17 protein-coding genes are annotated in these 23,634 nt (G+C 56.5%); 9 read left to right on the top strand and 8 right to left on the bottom strand.

Annotated features, from left to right (window positions below; genetic code table 11):
• Positions 1-33: 33 nt before the first annotated feature.
• From ABD890_RS17680 to ABD890_RS17665, 4 genes are all read right to left on the bottom strand, one after another.
• Positions 34-948, bottom strand: a complete 915-nt coding sequence (locus tag ABD890_RS17680; RefSeq protein WP_345092723.1) for a dihydrodipicolinate synthase family protein — start codon at positions 946-948, stop codon at positions 34-36.
• A 77-nt stretch (positions 949-1,025) separates the two neighbouring features.
• Entirely contained in the window at positions 1,026-3,119 is a 2,094-nt protein-coding gene (locus ABD890_RS17675; RefSeq protein ID WP_345092720.1) for an exo-alpha-sialidase, read from the bottom strand.
• A 43-nt stretch (positions 3,120-3,162) separates the two neighbouring features.
• Positions 3,163-3,597, bottom strand: a complete 435-nt coding sequence (locus ABD890_RS17670; RefSeq protein ID WP_345092718.1) for a hypothetical protein — start codon at positions 3,595-3,597, stop codon at positions 3,163-3,165.
• 59 nt (positions 3,598-3,656) lie between these two features.
• On the bottom strand, positions 3,657-4,595 hold the full coding sequence (locus tag ABD890_RS17665; RefSeq protein ID WP_345092715.1) for a DUF1559 family PulG-like putative transporter: 939 nt from the start codon (positions 4,593-4,595) through the stop codon (positions 3,657-3,659).
• 348 nt (positions 4,596-4,943) lie between these two features.
• Here ABD890_RS17665 and ABD890_RS17660 point away from each other — a divergent pair, with 348 nt between their 5' ends.
• From ABD890_RS17660 to ABD890_RS17640, 5 genes are all read left to right on the top strand, one after another.
• The gene (locus tag ABD890_RS17660; protein ID WP_345092712.1) at positions 4,944-6,017 is read left to right on the top strand and encodes a methyltransferase; all 1,074 of its coding nucleotides are present in this window, start codon (positions 4,944-4,946) and stop codon (positions 6,015-6,017) included.
• 312 nt (positions 6,018-6,329) lie between these two features.
• Positions 6,330-7,757: an SWIM zinc finger family protein gene (locus ABD890_RS17655; RefSeq protein WP_345092709.1), complete on the top strand. Its 1,428-nt coding sequence runs from the start codon at positions 6,330-6,332 to the stop codon at positions 7,755-7,757.
• A complete protein-coding gene (locus tag ABD890_RS17650) occupies positions 7,754-10,912 on the top strand; it encodes a DUF7824 domain-containing protein (RefSeq protein WP_345092706.1) in 3,159 nt (1,052 codons plus the stop codon). The genes ABD890_RS17655 and ABD890_RS17650 overlap by 4 nt, the downstream gene beginning before the upstream one ends.
• A 376-nt stretch (positions 10,913-11,288) precedes the next feature.
• Entirely contained in the window at positions 11,289-13,199 is a 1,911-nt protein-coding gene (locus tag ABD890_RS17645; protein WP_345092702.1) for a DUF1592 domain-containing protein, read from the top strand.
• 56 nt (positions 13,200-13,255) lie between these two features.
• The gene (locus ABD890_RS17640) at positions 13,256-14,605 is read left to right on the top strand and encodes a DUF1552 domain-containing protein (RefSeq protein WP_345092699.1); all 1,350 of its coding nucleotides are present in this window, start codon (positions 13,256-13,258) and stop codon (positions 14,603-14,605) included.
• Positions 14,606-14,645: 40 nt separating this feature from the next.
• Here the strand turns inward: ABD890_RS17640 and ABD890_RS17635 are convergent, their stop codons facing one another.
• The 4 genes from ABD890_RS17635 to ABD890_RS17620 all read right to left on the bottom strand — a co-directional run bounded on the left by ABD890_RS17635 (position 14,646) and on the right by ABD890_RS17620 (position 18,429).
• On the bottom strand, positions 14,646-15,911 hold the full coding sequence (locus tag ABD890_RS17635) for a dipeptidase (protein WP_345092696.1): 1,266 nt from the start codon (positions 15,909-15,911) through the stop codon (positions 14,646-14,648).
• Between the two features lie 504 nt (positions 15,912-16,415).
• A complete protein-coding gene (locus tag ABD890_RS17630) occupies positions 16,416-17,222 on the bottom strand; it encodes a DUF4198 domain-containing protein (RefSeq protein ID WP_345092693.1) in 807 nt (268 codons plus the stop codon).
• A gap of 66 nt (positions 17,223-17,288) precedes the next feature.
• Positions 17,289-17,816 carry a DUF2271 domain-containing protein gene (locus ABD890_RS17625; protein WP_373356442.1) on the bottom strand — a complete coding sequence of 176 codons (528 nt, stop codon included), beginning with the start codon at positions 17,814-17,816 and terminating at the stop codon, positions 17,289-17,291.
• Positions 17,817-17,850: 34 nt separating this feature from the next.
• Positions 17,851-18,429: a PepSY-associated TM helix domain-containing protein gene (locus ABD890_RS17620; RefSeq protein WP_373356444.1), complete on the bottom strand. Its 579-nt coding sequence runs from the start codon at positions 18,427-18,429 to the stop codon at positions 17,851-17,853.
• 923 nt (positions 18,430-19,352) lie between these two features.
• Between ABD890_RS17620 and ABD890_RS17615 the strand changes: the two genes are divergently transcribed.
• The 4 genes from ABD890_RS17615 (at position 19,353) to ABD890_RS17600 (ending at position 23,623) form a co-directional block, all read left to right on the top strand.
• A complete protein-coding gene (locus ABD890_RS17615; RefSeq protein WP_345092688.1) occupies positions 19,353-19,811 on the top strand; it encodes a hypothetical protein in 459 nt (152 codons plus the stop codon).
• 193 nt (positions 19,812-20,004) lie between these two features.
• Positions 20,005-21,480 carry a TolC family protein gene (locus tag ABD890_RS17610; RefSeq protein ID WP_345092685.1) on the top strand — a complete coding sequence of 492 codons (1,476 nt, stop codon included), beginning with the start codon at positions 20,005-20,007 and terminating at the stop codon, positions 21,478-21,480.
• A gap of 164 nt (positions 21,481-21,644) precedes the next feature.
• Entirely contained in the window at positions 21,645-22,088 is a 444-nt protein-coding gene (locus ABD890_RS17605) for a hypothetical protein (protein WP_345092683.1), read from the top strand.
• 146 nt (positions 22,089-22,234) lie between these two features.
• Complete coding sequence (locus ABD890_RS17600; RefSeq protein WP_345092681.1) at positions 22,235-23,623, top strand: efflux RND transporter periplasmic adaptor subunit; 1,389 nt, start codon at positions 22,235-22,237, stop codon at positions 23,621-23,623.
• Positions 23,624-23,634 lie beyond the last annotated feature (11 nt).

The following is a 23,634-nucleotide window of genomic DNA, read 5'->3' as shown; positions in this document are numbered from 1 at the left end:
TCGGCTTCAGTAAGGGTGGCAGGAAAGTGAACGTTACGGGGCAATCAATTCTGCCAGCACATCAAGCTGGACCAGATCTTCCCGTAACTTGGCGACTTCGTTGCTAGTGAGTGACTGCTGAGGCAAGCGGCAGGTCCCGAACTCGAAGCCCAGCATCCGCAAGACTTCTTTCATCGCGGAATGGAAAGGGAACTGTCCGAGGACCCGAATCATTTCGATCGACTGGCTTTGAAGTTGCCGCGCTGTCTGCATGTCACCAGCTTCAAAGGCGGTGATCATTCGGCCGTATAAAGGGGCGGCAATGTTGTACGTACTGCCAATCGCACCTCGGGACCCAGTAGCGAGCGCCCCAAGCATCATCTCGTCGCAGCCCCAGACCACGTCGTACCGTCCATTTTCGAGTTCCAAGCACTGCTGGAACTCGTGCAGCTTGGTATCGGTATACTTCAGGCCTGCCAGGTTCGGGATGGCCTGCCCAGCTCGTCTTAGAAAGTCGACGATGTCGACCGTCGAACCGGTCAGGACCGGGATGTGATAGTAATAGAACGGCAAGCCTGGTGCGGCAGAGGCAATCTCGTGCATGCATTCGATCAGCCCCTCGGTGCTGGCGATCTTGAAGTACGATGGGCACGTTGCGGATACCGCATCGGCTCCAATCGACTCGGCATGGGCCGCGAGTATCTTGGCATCGGTCAGGCTGTTATGTCCGACTTGAACAAAGACTGGAACGCGTCCAGCCGCCGCTTGGACATAAGCTTCCGCGACACGGCAGCGTTCGTCGGTCGACAGGCTCATTCCTTCCCCTGTGCTTCCACAGACATAAAGTCCGCGAATGCCACTGGCAATCAGGTACTCGACCATCGCGTCAATGGGCGTCACTTCAAGTCGTCCGCTGGCATCAAACGGCGTATAAGTCGCGGCAACCAGGCCGTGGATTCGATCGGTCATGAGAGAGCAACTTCCTAAGGTGTGGGCTTCAAACGTTCGAGAAATAGGGATTGTTTCGCGGGAGCGCAGACAGGTTGTCAATCGCCATGGATGACGTTGGCAGGCCTCTTCGGAGGAACAATCTCTGGCAGTGGAATTCGCTGGAACGTAAGTAGCGAGCGGCTTCCTTCGTACAGAATGCCAACGGTGTGGTCATCGATCATCGTCATGCAGGAGTAACCTGCCCCGCGTCCTTCATCGAGAAGCACGCGAAACTCCTGCGGCCAACTCGCTCCTGAGTCGGTCGAGCCTTTGATGGTGATATGCTCGCGTGTTGTTCGACTGTTCGGGTTCGAGAACAGCATTAACGGTCCCGGCGAACCGGTCGTCTCGGAGGCGACATTGATCAAGCTTGCCATGCACGCACCGGGTTCAATCAGCAGCTTTTGCGAACTGGAATGTTCCTGCCAGGTCTTGCCCATGTCGGTGGTGGTCATCACGACACGCACCCCGGCCCGGTTATAGCGGCAGTTGAGCATCAGCACGCCAGGGGCGATTTCAATAACCTGCGCCTCGGTGGTATCGGGCCAGGCCGCCGTGCTGCTTTGCCAAGTCTTGCCGTGATCCTGCGAATAGATGATTGCCGAATGGGGCAGACGTGTGGCGTCTTGAAACTGCGCTGCGAAGACAAGCGTACCGTCTTGCATCGTGATTCCCTTGCCGGGACCTTGCAGCAACAAGCACCACTCTTTTCGTTTGACTTGCGAGGTGATGTTGATCGGCGTCGACCAGGTCTTTCCGTCGTCATCGGACCGCGAGAGAACGATCTGGCCAGTTTCGTCCGGAGTAAGCCCTGGGCCGGAGCCATGCCAGGCCCGATTTCCATGGCTCCAGAGCCCCGCGACCCAGATGGTGCCGGTATTGCGATCGACCAGTACGGCTGGATCTCCGACGCCGTCGTACCGCCACTTCGGATTCTCACCCATATCGAGGATGACTTGCATCGGCTCCCAGGACTTGCCTCCGTCGGTACTCCGCGACATGCCGACGTCGATATTGCCAGGCAGGTCGCCGCCATTGCTGCGGCGAATATCGTATACGGCGATTAGCGTTCCGTTATTCGTGGTTACCAGTCCTGGGATCCGAAACGTGTGGACGTCGTCATCTTGTGATTGGCGGATCGCACAGCCAATCCGCAAGGGAGTTGGCGATCTTTCGGGAGATGCTTCATACGACTTGCCGGCAACCTGGATGGCTTTACATTCGAGCATCACGGTGTGCGAAGGATCGGCGTACTGCTTCAGCTTAAGCGAGGCATAAACGCTGTTTGCTCCCGGCTGAAGTGGCAACGTTCCAGTAAATCGAAGCTCTCCAGATGCCTGCAGCGGATCGGCGAATGCTTGTAATCCTGTTGCTACGCTTTCAGGGCGATTCCAAGTTGGCGGGGCGCTGCCTGTCAGAGAGAATATCTCCATGGACTCGATTTGATCCGCCGCAATGGTTCCGCCGAGTTGGAGTTCGATTTGCTGGAGGCTTAAAGGTTCGAGATTGCCTTCCGTCTCAATGGTGACTTCCGCAACAGCGTTGTATCGACTTCCGGTAAGGACCGGCACGATGGGATAGTCGACCGAAACGTTCTTCACTACCATCGGGGCGTTGCGAACGAGCGAGACGTCATCGATCAGCACACCACTTCCCGGCGGAGAGGTACTGCGAAAGCGAATTTGCTGAGGGAGATTGCCTTGGAGCGGCAACGAAAGGTGATGCCGGAAGGTACCGACCTCGGCTTTGCCCTTATCGTGATAGAGCGTCTTCCACGTGTCGCCAACCTTCTCTTCAATTACAAAGTCGAACGGCGGCCGGGAAGTCCATCGCTCGAACCAGAGATCCAAGCGGTCAACACCGCCAGAAATAGGCCCTGGCGTCCAGAGGATCTCGCGCATCGACCCTCCGATCAAATGCAAGGACTGCTGGCCCGAACGATGGTGTGCCCGAGTGATTTCCGCATGGCCTGCGTCGGCCGTCCACATTCCAGAAGGGTCGCTGGCACGTCGCAGCGAACCAGCCGCCATTGACTCGAAGCTGGTCCCAGGAAGGGGAGTTGTCGACGGACGATCCTGGCTGAAGCCGAGTGTCGCTCCAACAAGCAGCACGATGCCAATGACCCAGGACGTGTTAATGGGAGATTTCATGCGGACAACTTTCATGTAGGCAAACGAGTAAGGTGAGACGCTGCTACATCTTTAAATCGAAGTCGAAATGATTATTCTGCTCGCTCACGTCGGCATTGAGTTGCGTCCGTGCGTTGTAACGCGACGGAATCACCAGTGCCGTGCCAGAGGTCAGGTCGACCGAGGCGGGAGCGGCGAACTCGTCTTCATTTGGATCTTCGCCACTCCATACGATGCGTACCTGATTTGGGCCTTCCGTTGCTCCGAGGGCGGAGTCGGAGAACATCATCTGATAGTTTCCGCTGGCATCGGTCAGGCCGGAAGAACGACGTCCTTCGGTCGGTTCAAAGTACACCTTCAAGCCTGAGACGGGCGAGCCGTTTACCTTGACGGAGCCTGAGACTGGGATCAGCTTCTGCGTTTTTGCAGTGGGACTGCAACCAGTTGCCGCAAGCAAGGCCAAGGCAACGGCGGACGCGAACAACGAACGTGAAGACATAGAATTCACCTGAATCGAAGAATGAGTAGACAAAGGATGACGTCGCTACGGTTTATGGCCTAATAGTTTCCGACGACCTGGCCATCGTTGCGCTGGCCGAGTCGCAGGTAGGTGGTCATGTCGATCGTCTCGGGCAGAAACGTCGTCGAGCCATCCGACAACGCGAAGATCGCTCCGCCCGGGTGGCGACTCGTGAAGACACGTTCTTCCTGGAAACCATTGTTGCCGCCATCTTCGTTGATCGCGAAATCGACCACGCCGGTGATTGCAAAGACCGCTCCGGTCGAGCAGTTGGCACACTTGTCGAGTCGTGTTCCTGCCCAGACGCCCATCTGGTTACCATGAAGCTGACTCTTCTCGCCGATTGCCAGCGTGTTGCTCGTTCCGTCGGTAATGTCGGCAAAGCGAATGCCACGGCCTGGGCCAAGGACCCCTTCAAACTGATAGGTCGCCATCTGGGAGTCGGTTCGGCCGTAGAAAGGGTTCGAGGAACTCGAAAGCGCTGGCGACCAGGCAGCTCCTGATTGAGCCGTGTCGTATCGTCCGAGAACGCCACTGTAGTTGGAGGCCCCGAAGCGGAAGCCACCGTTGACGACGATCGGATCCGGATTGTCAGAAGGGCAGACGTACGCTGGCAGCAGCGTTTGTGTTAGATCGAAGTTCGCGACACCGAGGCCGACGGTCCCGACCTGAAGTTGGTCGTAGAGGGCATTTTGTTCGATGTAAGGCAACAGGAAACTTCCCCATCCCCACGAGGCACGACCCAGGGTGTTCGCTCCGCGCCCTTCCTGAAAGTAGATCCAACCTGGCGGAAACGTTCCGACCGTATCGTGATAGTTGTGCAGCGAGAGACTCAACTGCTTCAAATTGTTGGTGCACTGAATGCGTCGAGCCGCTTCGCGAGCTTGCTGCACCGCTGGCAATAACAATGCGATCAGAACGCCGATGATGGCAATGACCACCAACAATTCAACGAGCGTGAAGCCGTTCCTTTTCATGTGGTTTCAACCTTCTGCAATGGTTTCCGGAGAATGAAAATGGATAATTCGGAATCAAATGCGTCGATGGTGTGTGTCGTGTTGGACGAAATCTGTGGACCGAATCCGCATTATGAAATGCAGGTGCTACCGATGGCGTAGCGACGTCGGTCCGGGACGTGGGGATTGAATGGGATCAACGACTTACACGAAACTAACAGGACCCGCTGGGATAGGTTGCCGAAAAATGGCATGCTTATGTGCGCAAATTACCCGGGCGATGATTTTCAGGTCGGTCGGGTGGCAATCGACGGTCAGGCGGGCTTTCGATAGCACCACCTCAAAAAAACAGATCTCAGGCGACAGCTCATGCAAAAAACAACCCAGAACAGCACTGGCATCCAGCAGCCCACCACCGATCCGACGCCAATCTTCGAGTATTTTCGGGGGATGCATGGTTCGGAACTGCTGACTGCGGCGGTGGCTCACTTCGACCTGTTTGGCCGTTTAGAGAAGACGCCGATGACTTTCGATGCGCTGCGGAAAGAGCTGCAGCTCGAGAAGCGTCCGGCCGTCGTGCTGATCACGGCCCTGCGAGCGATGGGGCTGATTGCCGAATCCGACGGAAAGCTGGCCCTTACCGATATGGCCAGCGAGCACCTGGTACCAGGCAAGACGTTCGATTGCGGAAATTATTTGGGGCTGGCAGCCCAGACGCCTGGCGTCTTGACGATGGTCGAACTGCTGAAGTCGAATCGTCCACTGGGTAGTGATGGCGAAGACGCCAGCGGCGCGGCGTACATCTATCGCGATGGCATCAAGTCAGCGATGGAAGCGGAGGATCTCGCGAGGCACTTCACCTTGGCACTCTCTGGCCGTGCCAAGAATGTCGCACCAGCGCTGGCCGAAGCGGTCGCGATGGACGATGCCACGGTTCTGTTAGATGTCGGTGGCGGGACAGGGATCTATTCGTACGTGATGCTTCAGAAGAATCCGCATCTGCGAGCGATCATCTTCGATCGACCGATGGTGCTGAATATCGCCGAAGAGATGGCGAAAGAGTATGGCGTGGCCGATCGCTGTGAGTTCGTTCGTGGCGATATGTTTGCCGACCCGTTTCCTGTCGAAGCCGATACAATTCTGCTCTCGAACATTTTGCACGACTGGGACGAAGCGGAATGCCAGCAACTGGTCGACAAGTGTGCTGCAGCATTGCCTGAAGGCGGCCGACTGCTGATTCACGATGTCTTCTTGAACGACGCGCTCGACGGACCGCTGCCAATCGCGTTGTATTCGGCGTCGCTGTTCTCCTTCACGGAAGGACGAGCCTATAGCGCGGCCGAGTATCGCGGAATGCTGGAAGCAGCCGGGCTGACACCAGGACCGATCGCGCCGACGCTGGTTCACTGCGGCGTGCTGCCAGGAACACGCCACGCCAAATAGTCGGCGACTTAGCTGCTTCTCAGATCGACAAGACGTGCAATAACGCCGTGTCAGTTCGCTTCAAAGTCACCGAGATGTCCTCCAAATGAGATGAGTTGGAATCAGGAGTTGTGTGGCTGTTCTGAAATTCAGTAACAAGACCCGAAGCCCTTTCAGCACAGCATCTGCCGAAAGTTAAGTTCCCAGGGCAATAGTGAATTTTGTGGTCTGCTACGATTGGAGTTGATACAACGGGGACACCGCTTTGCCGACGCCTATGAACTCCTCGTAAATAAACCTCCAATTCAACGTGCGGACGAATTGCTTGCCGCTATGAGCACGAAGCTAGAACAGCTTGGCTACCAGTATTCATTCGCCTCGGCCGTTTGCGAACGAGGCATTCAACTGGCAGCTTGCGACCAGCACGGAACCTCACGGAATCGGGCGGAAAGCCAACAAGCGGGACCCTTTCTCCGCAGCCAGCTTGTTTACCCTCGCCAAACAGCCAGGATGCTGCGAGCACTGAGCCGTGTCGTGCGAACGCATTACTTCGATGCGCGGCCACCGCAACTCGATCCGATTGCGACCACCAGTCCGAGCGTCGTTCGGTTTGAAGGGTTCAGTGGCTGCTGTGGCGTTTACGTACGGCTCGACATCGACCGTGAAGCGCTGGAGACCGAAGAGATGCGGTGGGGAACAACCAACGTCGACTTCAATGGCGAGATGATTCAGCATCTCGATCGAATTGGCCGCGATACAAACGTATCACTCGACATCTCCAAAGAAGGGATCGCACTCGAACATACCGGCGCCCAGGTCTTCGAGAAGAAGGTAGCCCTGCCCAAACGTTGGGTCAAAGGTTTGTGCGAAGTCCAGGTCTACCAGTCCAAGCTGAAACTCGTTCACCGTTTCTCGCCGGGGTTGTTGATGCCGCTATTGCAACAGGCGGGTAGCGGAACCGCGAGGAGTAGCGCCGGTCGAAGTCGAGGACAATCGAACTACCTCGTCGTACAAGCAGGGCGGCCCCGGCTCTCCCCCAGAATGTCGCCAGGGGCGATCCCGGTCGGTGGACTGAACCGACTCGATTCGCTCCGTTCGATCTTGCCGCTGGTACGCGACGTTCAACTCTACAGTGATCCCGAGTCAGGCGTCCATGGCTGGATGGCCGAATCGGAATCGCTCCGCTATTGGTTGGTGGTTTCGCCAGAGCTTTACCGGGGATTCTCTGGCGAGGGACAAGTGTTGTCGACACTCGCCACAGGTTCGTGGGAAGAGCGAGTCGACGATCTGGAAGATTGGCTTGTAGGGGAACAGTCCAATTCAGTACGACGGCCACCTAGGGAAACAATCGATCCTGCCGAAATTGCGGTCGCACTTGGATGGAGCGTTGCGGACGCCAGGGCCGCACTGGCAGGTCTGGCTACCAGCGGGCTGGCAGGGTTCGACGTGGCAACAGGTTACTATTTCCAACGACGCTTGCCCCTGAATCTGCGGAAGGTCGAGACCGATCAACCTCGCTTGCGCGGCGCCAGAAAGCTGGTCGAAGAAAACGCCGTTCGCCAGATTCAGCTGCCGGCGAGCGATCGTAGCGACTCGCAGGCGATGGAAGTTCGCAGTGGCGAAGTCGCTTATTTTGTTCGTCTCGGTTCCGAGGCCGACTCGTGTACTTGTCCCTGGTTCAGTCGGCACCAGGGTGAGCGTGGTCCTTGTAAGCATGTTTTGGCGGCACGCATCGTGGCGCAGGGAAAGCACCAAAAATGATTGAGGCACTCGAAGCAGCGATTCTTGCGAACGATTCAGCGAAAGTAGTTGAGGTGTTGTCGACCGCCACCGAAGAGGAGCGGGCTGCCACCGTTCGTCCGCTGAAGGCTTTCTGGCTGGCTCTGGGGATCGACCGCCATGTGACCCGGGGCGTCCATCCTGATTTGAAGAAGGATAGCGAAGAGGTCGTTGAGAAACGCAAGAAGTACAACCTGGCCGACATCAACGATTTGTCGCCGCGCTATCACAGCGACTTGTTCTATGTCGGCTGGCTGGCCTGGTATGGGGTTGTCGACGAAGGCGACAATAGCCTGTGTCCATGTGTGCCGAGCCGCGAGGCCGAATGCGCGCAGATCATGGCCAATCGGGATCCTCCCTGGATAAACCAGTGGCTGGAAACCCACTTTCCGAAACTGGCAAACCGTGATGCTTACAACTGGCCCGGTGTGTTCTGGGTACTGCTCTATCAGCGCGGACTCTTGAAAATTAACGAGTCGTTTCAACTGGAAGAGCGACTGCCGAAATTTTGGATTCCCACGGCTTACAAAGATGAGCCCGAGGCGACTCAGCAGTTCTTGGTGGCGTATCCCGAAGCGATCGAGCCGGTATACGAAGTCGTCAAAAACACGATGCAGATGATTCTGCCGAAAGAGTGGGTACCACCGATTCAATGGATGGCTCAGGCAGGCTTACTCGATGTTCAGCGGTTTGTCGAAGTCGCACTTGCCGAGCTATCGGAGCCGCACAATCAAACCGAACGCAACGGCTGTATCGTCTTGGCGAAGGCGGCCCTCGGCAAACCAGGGGCTGCAACGAAAAAGATTGTCGTCGCCATGCAACCTGATTGGATTGCCTTGCTGGCCGATGCCCAAGGACCGATCGCAGGCTTTGGACTCGATCAGTTGCTGATCGTCGAAAAAGCGGGCAAGTTAAACGGAACAGAGGTTGTGGTCGCGCTGCCTCATCTCTTCAATCACAAGCCAAAAAGTCATGCCCGGAAAGCGATCTCACTGCTCGGGCGGCTGGCAAAAGACTCGGCAATTCGTGGCGATGCGGTGCGGGGACTGGCATTCGCCCTGGCACATCCGGCGAAGGAGGTGCAAGAGGATGCCATCGAACAGCTCGCTGTGCACATCGAGGCATCTGATGTCGATGCAATCGAATCCATTCAGCTCCACCTGGAAACCGTCGCTCCGACGCTACGTTCGCGGCTGGAGACCGTCGTCCCTGGGTCAAGTGAATCGCCGATGGATGAGGATCTTTCGACGTTCGATGCCAGCAGCAGCGAAGATCTTGAGGCAAGTGCCGCGGAGCTTCCTCCCGCAGTTTCCGAGAGGTTCCAAGTTGCCACAGCGTTGAAAGCGCTGGTTTCTGGAGAGCTTCCAACTGCCGGAAATTGGAAGGCATGTGACCTTTGCGTCCTGGATGTCTACGAACCATTGCAGCCCATCGAAACAGTGGAAGAACTCGTTCAGGTAACATCCGCAGCGGTGGAAGCATGTGAATGCCCCGACACGCCGGAACGAATCCTTGACGGCATCACGCGGCTTTACCTGGAACGTCCTAAGCATTTTGCCACCCTGACCAAGTCACTCAAGACTCGAGTGTGCCAGGAAATTATGGGGCGGCCAATGCGCGGGATTGTCGGCGCCGTGCTCAGCGAGCCAATGGCTCGCTGCATTGGCGCGTGGCTTGGATCGACCGGCTTCTTCGAAGACTTATTGAAGCCGTCACGCTTCCCACCGGGCGATTTCATGTGGCAGTTGGCCGATCGACTGAAAAAGAAAACTGCCTATCCGATTGTTTCCGCTCCGACGCACCGAGGTGGTTGGATTGATCCGCGAGTTTGGGTCAAGCGATTGCACGAATTGGGAGTATCAAAGGTCGATCTTTTAGAATGCGACCTGGTCCGCAGCTTGTTGCGGCTTACTCCAGATCGGAGGGAGGAAGCCTGGAATCTAGTCGCAGAGGGGACACTGACCTTGTCGCCCGCGATGCATAAATTGGTGCGTGTCGCCTTGGAGCCCATCGAGTCGACCGACCATCTGCAGTTGGATGACCAGTGGCCGATCCAAGTCTGGATTACGGCGATTCGGTCGCGGGATCCATGGATCGATCTCGCAAAGCATCTACCCGAAGAGGAGATGGCCCAGATACCGGAAGAGCTATGGCGTAAGCCCGACGTCTTGAAGCCCTCGAACTATTATTGGCGGTCACTTCCAGAAACGAAGGGCCCGCGACATTTTCCGATTGTCGATAGCGAACCGATGGCACCTGCCGACCGCGATCCTCTCAAGGCCGAGGTCGAGCAGATGAAGGAAGAGCTCAACGGCGCATCGCTCACATCGCCCGACAATGTGCTGAAACTGATTGCGCTCGGCCAGGCCGAGGAGAAACTGGATCACGACCTGGGTTTTCTGACAGCTCAACTTCATGGCGTTCGCTGTGCATTCGCACCTCCGTATCTCTACCCTTACCTGGCAACGCAGTGGCCGATGAAGCTCGACTGGTACTGGTCGTTGGCGTCGGTCAGCTTGTCGCGGCGGGTCGACAGCGGGGCCAGCGTTGAAGAGAGGTACGCCCAATACTTGTTGCCATTGCTGGAGCTCGATTGTCCGATGACGATTATGGCGGCGAGGGCGATGTGGATTGCGACAGTCAGCAAAGATGGCAATGCGAAAGGGATGGCGATCGAGGCCTGGATTGAATTATCTCAGACCGATCGCTGCGACGTTGAATTGCTTGTCGAAGCTTGGGGCGATGTCATGGCAGGGGGCTGGATGAAGCTGAATCGCGTGGCCGAGGTCTTCAGCGAAGTCAGCCAGGCGGGGCCGCTAGCGGCCTGGATCGCAGCGCGAACCTGTGCTCGTTTCCTGGAATTGCAGGAAACATTACCGCGCGACGGAGCGAAATTGCTAGAGATCATCGATCAGGCTTACGAGCGGCTGGGACTGCCGGCTGACGAAGGATTGAAACCATTGCTCGAGTCGATCAAAAGTGGCAAGGCGAAAGGCGCCGCGAAATCGATTCTGTGCCGAACAGGAGTGATTACGAGCCAACGTAGCGCCGCCTTACAGCAGCTGGCCGAACAACGGATTGACCGAGCTCGAAGAAATTCACGCCCGATATTACTCCCAGCCAGTGCGACTAATTGAGTCGAGGTCGTTGTCTCAATAACCCATTGGTTGGCCTGTGGGGCGATGTAAGTCTTTTATGAGTCAAGGGTTAGCGGTGTTGCTGTGTGGGGAGGCACGGTTGGTGAAATCTGATCTTGGAACTGGCAATAAACCCCACTACGATTTCCCTTCCTATGGTAAGATGAGAGCACGGTCGAAGTCGTAGCGCGTGGGTTCGACCTGAAGTCCACCATCGTGGATCCTTCCACACAATCCTCCCTCCAGCGCGTTCCTTCCACCTTCCTGTTGCTATATGCGAATCTGGCACCGAGATTTATCGGGTCTGACTAGGCATCGACTTCGCCTGGTTGGCCGCCTTGCTCCCCTTCGTCGATCATGTTTCCTTGCGCTGGCCGTGCTGCTGGCGATCGGATTCGCACATGCATTGTCGGCGGAAGAACTGACGCCTGAGTTGAAGGCGTGGGGAGACCGTTACACCAAAGATATTCTTCCGGTGATCAAGTCGCGGTGCATCGAATGCCACGACGGCGCCGAATCGGAAGGAAGCCTAGACCTCGCCAAATTTACCAGCAGCGAGTCAGCTGCATCGGCCGGCGACATGTGGGACCGCGTCGCGCGACGCATTCGCCAGAATGAAATGCCGCCGGAGGGTAGCCCAGGCCTCAACGATCAGCAGAAGGGAGCCTTCAATCATTGGTTGGATTCGCGACCGAAGCAAGATCTCTGCAATCAGTTGGCCTCGGACGAAACGCAAAGCTGGTATCGCGGTCACGTGATGAGCCGGCGATTGACCCGCACCGAATATCGCAACTCGGTCCGCGACCTGGTCGGCATCGAGCTGTCCGACAGCGAACTTCCGCCATCGGATGGTGCCGGCGGAGAAGGTTTCGACACGGTCGGCGACTCTCTGTTTACTTCGCCGATTCACCTGGAAGCCTATTTGATGTCGGCTAACCGTGTCATCGAAACAGCCCTGCCGGATGAACTCGCCGGGGCCAAGAGCAGTGGCCTGCTCCCTGTTCTCCCGAAAGAACTCGATCCGGAATCGAAGCTGGAGGCCCGTGAGGCCGCGAAGCAAACGCTGAGCAAGTTTGCCCGTCGTGCCTGGCGTCGCCCGGTCGATGATGCGGAAGTCGAGCGACTGATGTCGTTGTACGACGGTTCCTATGCCCGCCATCCGCACTACCTTGCCGCACTTCGTCAGCCGATGAAGGCGGTTCTGATCTCGCCTCACTTTCTGTTTGTCGTTGAATCGGAGCATGAAGGGGGAGTTCAGCGAATCACGCCGCATCAACTGGCAACCCGGTTGGCACTGCTCATCTGGTCGTCGATTCCTGATGAACGGCTCATGCAAATGGCGGACAATCAGTCGCTATACGAAGAGGAGGTCCTTCGAGGTGAAGTCCGCCGAATGCTGGCCGATCCTCGTTCGCGAGCTCTGGGCGAAAACTTCGGTTTGCAGTGGCTCGGCTTAAAGGAATTCGGCAATGGCCCGCGCCCCGATGGCGAGGTCTTTCCCGAGTACAACGATCAGTTGATGCACGGTATGCGTGAAGAAGCGATTCGCACGGTCGCTGGCGTCTTCCAGAACGACGCACCGCTGACCGACCTGATTGATGCCGACTACATCTATGCCGATACAACGCTGGCTCGGCATTACGGAATCGATTTGCCCGAGGAAGCGACATGGCAACAAGTCAACCTCGACGATCGCCAACGCGGCGGTGTGCTGACGATGGCAAGTGTCCTGACCACCACGTCGTATCCTCGCCGCACGAGCCCCGTTTTGCGGGGACGTTGGATCCTGGAAGAAGTGCTTGGCTCGCGTGTGCCTCCACCGCCACCGAATGTTCCGGCACTGGAAGAGGAACATGAAAGCGGCAAAGCAACGACCCTTCGCGAGCGGCTCGAAATTCATCGCAAGAAGGCGGAGTGTGCCAGTTGCCATAACCGTATGGATCCACTCGGATTCGGGCTCGAGAACTTTGACGGGATTGGCCGCTGGCGCGATCTCGACAACGGCCAGCCGATCGACTCCGCAGGAGCGCTACCTTCGGGAGATAAGTTCAGCGGTCCAGCGGAACTGAAGGTGATTCTTTTGAAGCGTAGCGGCGAGTTCCAGAAGCACTTTGTCAAGAAGCTACTCGGATTCGCCCTGGGCCGCCAACTGAACAAGTTCGATAATTGTATTGTTGATCAATGCCTGAAGCGACTTCGCGAAAACGATCTGAAGTCGGCCGTGTTGATCGAAGAGATCGCCTTGTCGTATCCGTTTCAACATCGCTACTTCAAGTCGAAGCCGTAAGACTGGCTCGCTTCGTTCCGCCTTCTCAACCCCACCCGTAGATCCACAGGCACACCATGAAGTCTCGAACCATCTCGCGTCGTAATTTCCTCGGCGGTTGCGGAGTTGCCCTCAGCTTGCCGTGGATGGCTTCCTTGGCACCACGCGTGGCCGAGGCCGCCGACACGGGCAAGCCACCGGTTCGCTCGGCGTTCCTCTACTTCCCCAACGGTGTTTGGGAAAAGGATTGGGTACCGAAGCAGGCCGGCGCCGACTACGAAATGCCAGCGAGCCTGACGCCGCTAACCGACCTCCGCAGCGAAGTGCTGGTGCTGACTGGTTTGGACAAAAAGAACAGTCACGGCGGCGATGGTCACTACGCCAAGACGGCCAACTTCCTGACCGGTATGCCGGTTACCAAGACCACCGGCAAAGACATCAGCAGCGGCGGCATTTCGGTCGATCAGTTGATGGCTCAGCACGTGGGAAGTGCGACGCCGCTTCCGTCGCTGGAACTCGGTACCGAACCGGTCATCAGCGGCATCGACAGCAATGTCGGGTACACGCGGCTCTACGGTTCGCATATCTCGTGGCAGTCGCCAACGAGACCGGTGGCCAAAGAAATCAACCCGCGACTTGTTTACGAACGATTATTTGGCAAGAAGCTATCTCCGGAATCGGAAAAGGCAGAATCGTACAAGAACCTGCTCGACTTCGTGCTGGACGATGCCAAGAAGCTGCGTCCCAAATTGGGCCGCGACGATCAGTTCAAGATGGACGAATACTTGGACTCGGTACGTGCCGTTGAAAAGCGAATCGAGTTCGCGGTGAAGGGCGAGAACGGCGATTGGCAGCCAGATGTGGCTGACCATGTCATCGCGTCTGGTTCCCCTGGCGTGCCTGGCAACTTCGCCGATCATATTTCGATCATGCTCGATCTGATCGTCTTGGCATTCCAGACCGATTCGACCCGGGTTGCTACGATGATGTTCGCCAACGACGTCTCTGGTCGAAACTTTTCGTTCGTCGACGGCGTGAAGGGTGGGCATCACGAGTTGTCCCACCATGAAAATAAGGCTGAGAAAATCGAACAGTATCAACGGATCAATCGCTGGCACGTCGAGCAATATGCTCGCATGCTCGGCAAGCTGGCCTCGATTCAAGAAGGGGACGGTACGCTGCTGGACAACTGCATGATCCTGTTTGGTTCGAGCATGTCGGATGGCAACCGACATGATCCTGACAATCTTCCAATCTTGCTTGGCGGTCGAGGCGGAAAGACGCTCGACACTGGTCGGCATCTGCCGGCGGAAGGGATGGTCCCGCTGTGCAACCTTTACCACGCCATGCTACAGCGGATGGGCGTCGACATCGAGGCCTTCGGTGACAGTAGTGGCCCGCTGAAAGACCTGGGAACAATCGCTTAGCTCGCTCGGTTCCGCTGGTAACATCGAAATTCAGGGCCGCCTAATAGTTCTGGCGAAGCTGCTGTCCCGTCGTTTCAATCTTGGCCATCACCCGCAGCAAGTTTTCGCCGAGGATGCCACGGATCTGTTCGTCGGTGTAGCCTCGGTCGAGCAGGGCCTGGGTGATGTAGGGATACGTGCTGACATCTTCCAGGCCAGCCGGAACGAGGCCGACGCCATCGTAGTCGGACCCAAGCCCTACATGCTGCCAACCGGCCGTCTTCACCAGGTGATCGATATGCTCGATCACGTCGTTAAAGGTGCCGGCAGGCATCGGATTCTGTTTGCGGTGCCTGGCGACCGCCGCTTGAATCTCGTCGGCCGTCTTGCCTTCCATCTGTAGCTTCCGCTTGATGGCGACCCCTTCGTGATAGATACGTGCCGCTTCGGGAACGATGAAGGCGGAGTAGTAGTTCACCATTACGATGCCATCTTTCTCTGGCAATCGCTTGAGTACCTCGTCGGGGACATTCCGGGGCGAGTCGGCGACTGCCCGGGCCGACGAATGAGAAAAGATGACCGGGGCCTGACTGATGTTCAACACGTCGTGCATCGTCGGCACCGACACATGGGAGATATCGACCATCATGCCCAACGTGTTCATTCGCTGAACGACTTCCTTGCCGAACGGACTCAGCCCGCCCGCTTTCTCGTCATCGGTCGCCGAGTCGGCCCAGTCGAGGCTGTCGGCATGCGTCAGGGTCATGTACCGCGCGCCCAATTGATGCAGATGATTGAGGCTACTGATCGAATTCTCGATGCAGTGCCCACCTTCCACGCCGATCAGCGACGCAATCTTTCCGTCCGCATGAATCCTGCGAATGTCTTCGACCGTCAGAGCGATCTCGAAATCGTCCGGGTAGGTTTCCGCCATCTTTTTGACCAGCTCGATCTGCTCGATGGTCGTCAGAAGCGCGGTCCCTTGATAGCCAAGATCGACCGGGACCCAGACCGACCAGAACTGGGCGCCGACTCCCCCTTGGCGAAGGCGAGGAATGTCGGTGTGCAGCTTCGGCTGAGGCTTGCTGATATCGAGCTTCTGAAAGTTGCCGTCGCCGTCGGCTCGAATCTTCCAGGGAAGATCGTTGTGCCCGTCGATCACGATACTGGAAGCGTGCAGGTCTTTCGCTCTTGCGGTCAGTCGCGGCCGAACGCTTTGCTCCGCATCTTCGGCATTCAGTCCGTTCGGAATCGCCAGCAGCGAAGCGGCAGAAACCACCACGCGGAGGAAAATCGTTGAGCTACGCGGGATCAAAAATAGGTTCACGGCCATTCCTTCTCGTCTAACGAGGTTCCAGGACTCAGGACATAGCCGAATGTAGTTGTCCCACTTGGTCAAACAATGTCTGTCAGCGCAAAACAAATATCAAAACGCGCATTGAGGCACTTCTATGCTGGGTTATTCGTGCACCGATCTTGCTGCTGGTAACGATCACGGGGGCTCTTTAGGTGTTCCGATCAAAGCTGACGGAACTGCATCATCAAACACGATTGTTCGTCACCGCGGGCTTGGATCGCCTGAGCTACGAAAAGCTGCATCAGAAGGACGAGCCGTATTTCCGCGACGACCTGCGGCTGGCTCGATGCCAGCTTGGGGCTGGGTGCTGATTGCGACCGCGGCTACTGTGCTGCCGGTCGCCGGAATCTCGATTCTTGTGATCTTGCTGATGGACTTCTTCTGGGAACGCTATACGAAAGGACACAGCGCAAAAATAACGGCCTGAAGCAACTTGGTCACTCCAGGCCGTCAGGCGTCATCATGTCTTCGCGACTACTGCGGCAAGACTTCTAGCGTGGCCACGTAGCTCAGACGGCGATTCTTGGCCTGTGGAATTGTCGTGTTGTTGTCCTGGTCGGTCGTTTCGAGCCAGTACATGCCTGGTTCTTTCCACTCGACAGTGATTTCGCCCTGGGCGTTGGTCGTCAGGTGCATTTCTTCCTGCTTGTCGCGGTAACGGGTTCCGCCACGAACAATTTCCACGGTCAGGCCTGCCTTTGGCTTGCCATCGACCAGTAGGCGAAACTTGGCTTCTTCGCCGACGTACAAGTCGTTAGGGTGCGTGACAGGAACGAGTTCGATACCCTTGCCGGTGGTTTCAAACACCTTTTCAGTCGGAGCACCGTTGGTGACAAACGTTTCGACACGACCAACGCTTTCGGAAACCTGCAGGTTTGTGGCATCTGCTGGCACTTCCTTCGCGAAAGTTTCTGGCGTACCGCGCCAACGACGACGTTCGCCATTTTCTTCCCAGTTACCAAACAGGCCCTGGTTGATCACGGCGATGCGGTAGGTGCCCTCTTGCTTCAGCGGCACATCGAACACACTGCGATAGCGGAGCGTGGCCTGGTTTTCGGCCTCGACCTTCGTGCCGTCTGGGGCAGTCACAGTCAGGTTGGTCAGCGAGAGAGGGAAGTGATTAAAGTAGAACAGGTCGTTGGAAACGGCGGCATCGACCGTCACCAGGGGCTCGGCACCTGACAACACGGTTTGCGATGGCAGCAGCCAAACCTTATGAGCGAACGCCGATAGCGGCAAGCAAAGCAGCACGGCAATCGCTGGAACAAGCGAACGATGCATGAAGTATCTCCTCAGTGGGGGAAGGTTGAGTTTTGAGTGATTGGGTATCTATCAACGGGACGTGAACTACGGCTCCAGCGAAAGGTTGATTTCGCCTAATTCTTCTTCGCCAGATGCGTTGTAGCTGACTGGCTTGCTGGCAGGCCAGTCGAATTCGATATCGACCATTTCGCGACCGCCCACTTCACGAGCGGCCTCGACCACCAGCGTGTATTTGCCAGACTTCAGGCTGGCAAGTTGCTTATCTTTGCCGGTGAATTCGAGCGTGTGCTTGCCCGCAGGACGGGTCGCTCCGCTGACGCCATCCACTGGCAGTTCAAGGCTGCGGCCAGTTCGTCGCCACCACTGACGAAGGTCAGGCAACCACTTGGTACCGACTTCGTCATTCTTCGACTTCATCTGGTACCAGACCGCTAGATTCGCAACTACTTTGCGATCGCCATCCTGGATCCAGACCGCCACGTAGGGGCGATGGTATTCCGACACGTTCAGCCGAGGAATCTCGACCGTCACGGCCATGTCGGCCGCCTCGCCGGCGGAAGCCGCTACGAACGAGCTGGCCAGCATCACGAGTGGAATGAAGAGTCGTTTCATGGATTAAAGAACCTCGTAAGCGAGTGGGGGAGCGTTAATGAATGAGTAGCATCGCCAGCATCAACGGAACGATTAGTCCCGCGGCGACTAGTGGCCAGGTCATCTTGCGATGGCGGGCATGAAGGTACAAAAGCACCAGGCCGGTAAGGCAAAAGACCAAGGTGGCGACAGCGAAGATATCGATGAACCACTTCCAGGCGAGGCCTGTGTTGCGGCCCTTGTGAAGGTCGTTGAAGTACGAGATCCAGCCGCGATTGGTTTGCTCGAATTCCACGTCGCCGGTTTCTCGATCGATTGCCAGCCAGGCATCCGAGCCAGGACCTTGCATCGAGACGTAGATCTCATCCTCAGACCATTCTGCGTCGCGCGTTCCGATCCGTTTGGGAAACTGCTGACTGAGCCACTGGCCAAGCGAGGCTGGCAGCGGCGCGTTTCCTTCGATGGGAAGATCCGCGAGCGAGGCGATCATCTCGTCGGGAAGCGTGACCGAAAGCGTGGTTACCTCGGGTTCGACGGTGATGTCGCTGGGATGATTCAGCGTGATTCCAGTGATCGTGAACAGCAGCATCCCGACCAGACAAATGGCCGAACTGATCCAGTGCCACTGAATCATTGTTCGCATCCAAAAGGCGCGACGCTTCTTGTCTCGGCTGGGTTTCGTGGGGGTCTCAGGAGATTCCGTATGCATGCCGTCGTCGCGAGAGCGGATAATGTGCTTTTCAGTGAGACGGTGTCTCAATAACGCGACTGGCGAGTCTAGCTGCTTCCTGGGCGGTTGGCAAGCAGGAACAGCAACCGGTATCCAGCTCTAGGGTTACGAGGTCACATACAAACGAGTTGATTTGCTTACCTCGCTAAATAGTTTCTTGTAAAGCAAGTTTTCACAGGGTTCTTCAATAGCTAACTGAGGTGACTCTCATAGCAACGGCCAAGCCATTTTCTTTCTGGATAGGTTCAGCAACTGGGTGACTAAAGAACCGAATGGATCGGTCAGATTGCCACAGCATCGTGGCCTTACCCAGGTCCAAGTCGCCGTCTCACATCAGTTGCTTCGCATTGCTTTCTCCCTGAACGCTTCAATCCCGATCCCATTGCCAGAGCTCGCTTCACACAAACTGATTGGCTTTGGATCGAGAAGCGTGACAGTGGAAATCCGCGGCAGACAAGTCCGGCAGCGTTGCGAAAGATCTTTGCGACGCATGTCAACGAATTCAAGAAGAACAGGATGTCGACGGAGGCGAGCTCTTTTCAGTTCTTAGCCTTCTTCGGCGGCATGCATCCCGACCTGGTCGTTCCGTGGGGGCAAACGGCCTTGGGATTGGCGGGCTGTTGTTGCTTTCGGTTTCGAGCGCACTTTGGCCCGCGTATCAAATTGCCAGGACTTGCCCGTTAGAGCTACTCCAGGAAGGACGCAGCTCGTTCTAGGTTGCGTCTCGGTTTCAAACTGTGAGGGCAAGCATACTTTCGCTGATCGGATATAGGAGAGAAGACGATAAGAAGGCTGAGGCAAGTTCTAGCGTATTCTCAGGCAGAAGCATGGATCGGCGATTTATAGCAATGCTGGCAGTGACCGCAGTGATGATTCACTGTGTGGTTGGCTGCTGCGTTCGTTGTGCGTGTGCCTGCGAATGCTTTCATGCCCAGCATGCCTCTGAAAATGCTTCGTTTTGTTCGCATCTTCATCGCCAATGCGGATGCCTGGACAATCAGCACTGTGAATTGTGCCATGGCGGGCACTGCGATCACGGACATGGCCCGCACGAGCCTTGCGTTGAATGCTTGAAGGTCAAAAGCTCGTTCATTCCCAGCGATTCCTCCTGGGATGGCGTTGTTGCTCGGGCTCGCGTTCTTTCGGAAACGCTTCCTCCAGGTGCTGATTTCGTGGCGGTTCTGCCATCGCATCATGCGGCTTGGAAGTCTTGGGACCCACGAAGCCATCGACCGCAGAGTGGCGGTCTGCGCCGACATCTGACGATTGCCGTTTTGCTGATCTAGTCGCACAACATTGGTACGGCAGGCATGGATAGAGCCTGACTACCACCTCTTCGCGACCCACAGCCGTTTTCTCGTATTCGAGTGAATCGTTCGCACCATTTATTTGCCAACGATTTCGGACTCCGTTCGCGTGCCTGCGTCGTTGAGTCCTCCCTGCCTATACCCAATGACCCAACCCAGCAAGGATGTTCCCATGAAATACTCGCAGGAGACGTTTCGTTCTCTCGTCTGGTGCGCCGTAGGTCTCGCCGCCGTGAGTGGCTGCCGTTCAACGGCTCCCAAGCCAGAAGTGTTCCACGACGACCAAGCCATCGCCACCGATATCGCCAAAGCGACAGAGTTGCCACCAGTCGCTTCCGAGATCGAACACGTCAGTTTCGATCAGCCTGAATCGCTTCAGCAGGTTCAATTGACGTCTGCAAGTGAGATCCCGGCAGTGCCATCGGTGCCACAACGAGGTCTGACTTTGCAGGCCATCCAAGATCTGGCTTTGGCGAACAACCCTGCGATAATGGCGCTTTCGGCGACCGCGAATGCCGAGCAAGAGTATCAATTCCAGGTCGGTCGTTCCGCCAATCCAGAGGTCGGATACGCTGCCAATCAGCTGGCGGACCAGGGAACAGACCAACACCTGGTCTATGTTCAACGAGAGTTCGTCACCGGCGGTAAGCTGCAGATGAATCGGGACGTGTTAGGGCATTCGGTCGAGGCCCAACGCTGGGAGGTCGAAACCCAGCGTTACCGCGTGATGACCGACGTGCGGTTGAAGTTCGTTCAGGCCCTGGTCGCTCAACGACAGATGGAAATGATCGACGAGTTTCACGGCGTCGTCACTAAAGGGGTGACCCTCGCCGAGCGCCGCTTCGATGCTCAAGAGGCCTCGCAGGCCGAAGTGCTGCAGGCAGAAATTCAAATGAACGAAGTCGAAGTAATGCGGCAGCAGGCCGAGTATCGCTGGAAGGCAGCCTGGAAAGAAATGGCAGCCGCCGCAGGTGTTCCGAATCTGGAGGTCACACCGCTCAGCGGTACACTGGAAGGTGGATCGACTGAACTCGATTGGGACACGGTCTATGTCGCTCTGTCGGACAAAAGTCCCGAGCTTCAGGCTGCGTTCAGTCGGGTACGGATGGCCCGCTCGAATCTGTCGCGACAAGAGGTTCAAGCGATTCCAAACGTTACCGGCAACCTCCAGGCGGGCGTCGACAACGCGACCGGATCGGGCATGTTGCAATTGCAACTGGGTGCACCAATCCCGGTGTTCAACGACAACTCTGGCAACGTCTCGGCAGCGTATCATGAATACAGTCGCGCGACGCACGATGTGAAGCGGATCGAGATGTCCCTGCAGTCTCGATTGGCACAAGTGTCCCAGGAATTCGATTCGGCCCGGTTCGCCGTCGACCGGTACGAGCACCAGATCTTGCCGAAGGCGAAGCAAACATTGAGCCTGGCGGAGAAAGCGTATGGGGCAGGTGAGTTTTCGTTTGTGCAGACTTTGATCGCCCGAAGAACCTACTTCGATACAAACCTCAACTATCTCGATTCGCTCGGAAATCTATCGCAGGCCCAGGCCAAAGTGGACGGATTGCTGTTAACCGGGGCGCTAGATATGGCTGGTTCTGGTTCGTTGGGCGATGCGCTTCGTGGGCAGACTTTTAGCCAACAGTAAAAAATCGGCAAGAGCTGCATCGGCTTGAACCGATACGATCCTTGGAACGCCCCAAGTCGACCGATTGGGGCTCGGAATATCGACTTTTGGGGGGAACCGAGGTTGTCTCGTTTGCCCCTGGTGGGATAAGATTCCGAAAACAGTTGACCTGAATGGAGTTTCCCGTGACGTTTCCCGCAACCATCCTAACGCTCGTGGCCATGCTTTGGCATGCCCTGGCCGGATGTTGCGCGCATCACTCGCATGCTCCATTGCTGGGACTGGAAGGCTGTTCGGCGGCCTCTCAGCAGCTTCACGATCATTATCATGGTTGTTCGCACCATCATGGCCACGCCGTCGATGATCACGAACACGCAGACCACGATGAGCACTCCGACACCGGCGAATGTGGCCAATCGGATTGTGTCATGTCGGCCTCGACTTCCGATAGCGATGGCCACCTGAGCATGGTCAAGCAGATCGGCTCGCAGCTCTACTTCGACGCCAACTGTCTGCCGGCGTTTGACTCGCCACTCGGCCAAGTCGCGGAGGAGGGAGTGCTCGAAATCTGTTGGCTTCCGCCAGATGGGACTGCTGTCTACCTGCAGTTCGAAAGCTTGCTTCTCTAAATCGCGTAGCTCACGCGCTTTCTAAAGCGTGACGTTTCGGTCTTTCGCGCGGAATGAATTTGCCCAAGGCATTCTGCACTCACTTTACCGAAGATCCCTGCGCCATTAACAGCTCTCAGGTTTCCAACGAGAGAGGCAAGAGAACGATGACAACCATTAGCCGTAACATTATTCCCGCGATCATTGGCCTAGCGATTGTCGTAGCGCTGCTGATCGTCGCGACTGCGACCGCATCGATGTGGTTGCCAAAAGCCCAGCAGATACTCGGCATGCAAGCCGAAGCCAAGACGGAAGAGGAGCACGACGAGCATGCTGGTCACGACCATGGACATGCTGGCCACTCTGAAGCGACTTCGGTCGAGCTGAGTGCCAATGGCCTGAAGAATATCGATTTCAAACCAGTCACCATTGAACTGGGGACTTACATGCGGCGGATCACCGTGCCAGCGATGGTGGTCGAACGCCCTGGCCGCACCCAGATGAACATCTCGGCGCCGCTGACCGGCGTCATCACGAAGATCTTCGCGGTTGAAGGAAGCTCGGTCGATTCCGGTAGTCCGTTGTTTGAACTACGTCTGACCCATGAAGATCTGGTGACTGCGCAGAGCAACTTGATCCGTACGTCCGAAGCACTGGATGTCGTTAATCGCGAACTTGCTCGCCTGCAAGGTTTGGCCGAAGGGGTTATCGCTGGAAAGCGAATCCTAGAGCAGGAATATGAAAAGCAAAAGCTCGAGGCTTCGCTCCGCGCGGAGCGTCAGTCATTGCTGTTGCATGGGTTGGACGAAGAACAGGTTGTCCAGATCATGCAAACCAAGACGCTACTTGAACGTTTGGTCATTCGAGCCCCAGAACATGTTCAAGATGCCGAAAGCTGCAAGGAAACCCATAGCTTCCACGTGCAAAGCCTGCCAACGCGAGTAGGACAGCAAGTTCAAGCTGGCGAACTGCTGGGTGTGATTGCCGATCACTGCGAATTGTACATCGAAGGACGCGCCTTCGAAGGCGACGCCATGCGACTACGCGAGGCCGCCAATCAGCACTGGAATATCAGCGCCTCGCTGTTGGTTTCTGGTAAAGAAGCGGACCGGGTCGACGACCTGCAAGTGCTTTACCTTGCCGATCATATCGATCCCCAGTCGCGAGCTTTTCGCTTCTTCATCGCCTTGCCCAATGAAATCGTTTCCGAGCGGATGTTGCCCAACGGCCAGCAGTTCATCGAGTGGCGATTCAAGCCAGGCCAGCGAATGGATCTGCACGTTCCCGTCGAAAAGTGGGAAGACGAAATCGTCGTTCCGGTTGATGCGATCGTGGAAGAAGGTGCCGAAAAGTATGTCTACCAGCAGAACGGTGATCACTTTGATCGTGTGCCGGTGCATGTGAAATATCGTGATCAATCGAATGTCGTGATTGCGAACGATGGCTCTCTGTTCCCGGGCGATGTGATTGCCGCACGAGGTGCTTACGAGATGCATTTAACGTTGAAGAACCAGTCTGGTGGCGGAATCGATCCGCACGCTGGACACAACCACTAGCGTAACGGCCA

Origin of the sequence: Bremerella cremea, assembly GCF_039541315.1 — a bacterium.
Classification (GTDB): domain Bacteria; phylum Planctomycetota; class Planctomycetia; order Pirellulales; family Pirellulaceae; genus Bremerella; species Bremerella cremea.
Note: the sequence above shows the minus strand (reverse complement) of the source record. Positions and strands in the feature narration are given on the sequence as shown.

Bases quoted from the DNA above. Each gene is read 5' to 3' on its own strand.
- ABD890_RS17680 (WP_345092723.1), bottom strand. From the start codon at position 948: ATGACCGATCGAATCCACGGCCTGGTTGCCGCGACTTATACGCCGTTT.
- ABD890_RS17675 (WP_345092720.1), bottom strand. From the start codon at position 3,119: ATGAAATCTCCCATTAACACGTCCTGGGTCATTGGCATCGTGCTGCTT.
- ABD890_RS17670 (WP_345092718.1), bottom strand. From the start codon at position 3,597: ATGTCTTCACGTTCGTTGTTCGCGTCCGCCGTTGCCTTGGCCTTGCTT.
- ABD890_RS17665 (WP_345092715.1), bottom strand. From the start codon at position 4,595: ATGAAAAGGAACGGCTTCACGCTCGTTGAATTGTTGGTGGTCATTGCC.
- ABD890_RS17660 (WP_345092712.1), top strand. From the start codon at position 4,944: ATGCAAAAAACAACCCAGAACAGCACTGGCATCCAGCAGCCCACCACC.
- ABD890_RS17655 (WP_345092709.1), top strand. From the start codon at position 6,330: ATGAGCACGAAGCTAGAACAGCTTGGCTACCAGTATTCATTCGCCTCG.
- ABD890_RS17650 (WP_345092706.1), top strand. From the start codon at position 7,754: ATGATTGAGGCACTCGAAGCAGCGATTCTTGCGAACGATTCAGCGAAA.
- ABD890_RS17640 (WP_345092699.1), top strand. From the start codon at position 13,256: ATGAAGTCTCGAACCATCTCGCGTCGTAATTTCCTCGGCGGTTGCGGA.
- ABD890_RS17630 (WP_345092693.1), bottom strand. From the start codon at position 17,222: ATGCATCGTTCGCTTGTTCCAGCGATTGCCGTGCTGCTTTGCTTGCCG.
- ABD890_RS17625 (WP_373356442.1), bottom strand. From the start codon at position 17,816: ATGAAACGACTCTTCATTCCACTCGTGATGCTGGCCAGCTCGTTCGTA.
- ABD890_RS17620 (WP_373356444.1), bottom strand. From the start codon at position 18,429: ATGATTCAGTGGCACTGGATCAGTTCGGCCATTTGTCTGGTCGGGATG.
- ABD890_RS17615 (WP_345092688.1), top strand. From the start codon at position 19,353: ATGGATCGGCGATTTATAGCAATGCTGGCAGTGACCGCAGTGATGATT.
- ABD890_RS17610 (WP_345092685.1), top strand. From the start codon at position 20,005: ATGAAATACTCGCAGGAGACGTTTCGTTCTCTCGTCTGGTGCGCCGTA.
- ABD890_RS17600 (WP_345092681.1), top strand. From the start codon at position 22,235: ATGACAACCATTAGCCGTAACATTATTCCCGCGATCATTGGCCTAGCG.